This is a genomic window from Streptomyces carpinensis (assembly GCF_002154505.1).
GTDB classification, from domain to species: Bacteria; Actinomycetota; Actinomycetes; order Streptomycetales; family Streptomycetaceae; genus Streptomyces; species Streptomyces carpinensis.
The window spans coordinates 1-1599 of record NZ_MUBM01000609.1 but is presented as its reverse complement, the minus strand read 5'-3'; the positions used below and the strand labels follow the sequence as shown (position 1 = coordinate 1599).

The following is a 1599-nucleotide window of genomic DNA, read 5'->3' as shown; positions in this document are numbered from 1 at the left end:
GGGGGGACGCTGCCCTCGGGGGCGGATGGCTGCGGGGAAGCTGCGGGAGATTCCACCGGCACGGGAGGTGCGGACGGGGCCGGGGGTACCGCGGTGCCCTCGTTCTCGGTGCTCACAGCTCTTCTCCTCGATCCACGGCTGTTGTTGTCGGTCGCACTCGGTCACGGGCGTCATGCCTGCCGACGACCCGGCGTGCTCCAGCTGTGCATGTGCATCTGTATGTCGTCAGCTTTTCCCACGGGCCGTCAGAGCACCATAAGCGGTGGCTGTGGGTCCGATGCCATTCTTTATATAGGTCATCTCACATGAAACGGACACATAATCGACGCCCGTTCGCCGTCACTCGTACCCCGCCGCGGTGGCACCATGACGCGGTGACCCACGTACGGCAGCACCACATCCAAGTCGTCGCCCATCGCGGAGCCTCCGAGGCCGCCCCGGAGCACACGCTGGCCGCCTACCGGAAGGCCATCGAGGACGGTGCGGACGCCCTCGAGTGTGACGTACGCCTGACCGCGGACGGGCACCTGGTCTGCGTGCACGACCGCCGCGTCAACCGTACGTCGAACGGGCGCGGGGCGGTGTCCGCCCNNGGACTTCGGCTCCGGGCGGACGCGGGCCTTCTGGCGGGGCCGGGACGAGGAGCCCGACTGGGAGGTGCGGCCGGAGGACCCCGAGGACACCTCGGTGCTCACCCTGGAGCGGCTGCTCGAACTCGTCGCCGACGCCGGGCGGCGGGTGGAGCTGGCCATCGAGACCAAGCACCCCACGCGGTGGGCCGGGCAGGTCGAGGAGCGGCTGCTGGTGCTCCTGAAACGGTTCGGCCTGGACGCCCCGGTCTCGGCGGAGGAGTCGCCGGTGCGTGTGATGAGTTTCTCAGCGCGCTCGCTGCACCGGGTGCGGGCCGCCTCGCCGACGCTGCCGACGGTCTATCTGATGCAGTTCGTCTCACCCCGGCTCCGGGACGGGCGGCTCCCGGCCGGGATCCGGATCGCCGGCCCCTCGATCCGGATCGTGCGCGGTCACCCCGCGTACGTCGAGCGGCTGAAGCGGGCCGGGCACCAGGTGCACGTGTGGACCGTGAACGAGCCCGAGGACGTCGCTCTCTGCGTCGAGCTGGGCGTCGACGCCATCATCACCAACCGCCCACGCGCGGTCCTGCATCAGCTCGGCCGCTGATCGGTCGCGGGCGGACCTCGACCGGCGCGGTCGGCTGCGTCATCCTCCGCTTTCGGCCGCTCCAAAGAAATCCAGCCATACGCCGCCGTGTCATGACAGGGAGTGCTCCGGCGCGTTCGTTGCGTGTTCGATCGTTGCGAATGCGTCACCGGACGTGGAATGGCCGGTTTCCGGTTCAGGCCATTGGGGCATCCACACCGTGGCGTGGGGCGAAGGAGGTCTCGGGGGTGGCGTTGGTGGTGGCACAGGAGGTGCCCACGTCGTCGAGCATGGCCGTACCCCATGGCCCTGCGGGCGTGGGGGAAGCCAGACACCGGATGCGTGATCAGTTGCGCAGAGGTGGCGTGGCGGAATCGGTCATCGACGATGCTGTATTGATCCTTTCGGAACTTTTGAGCAACGCGTGCAAGCACGGCCGAC

General features: G+C 68.9%; 1 protein-coding gene and 1 pseudogene. Both read left to right on the top strand.

Features of this window, described 5'->3' with window-relative positions:
• The first annotated feature begins 374 nt into the window (after nt 1-374).
• Nucleotides 375-1179 (top strand): annotated as a pseudogene (locus BZY54_RS46905) (glycerophosphodiester phosphodiesterase).
• A gap of 140 nt (nt 1180-1319) precedes the next feature.
• Nucleotides 1320-1599, top strand: a 280-nt coding sequence (locus BZY54_RS52565) for an ATP-binding protein (protein WP_143668365.1), incomplete at its 3' end; no start/stop codon positions are given.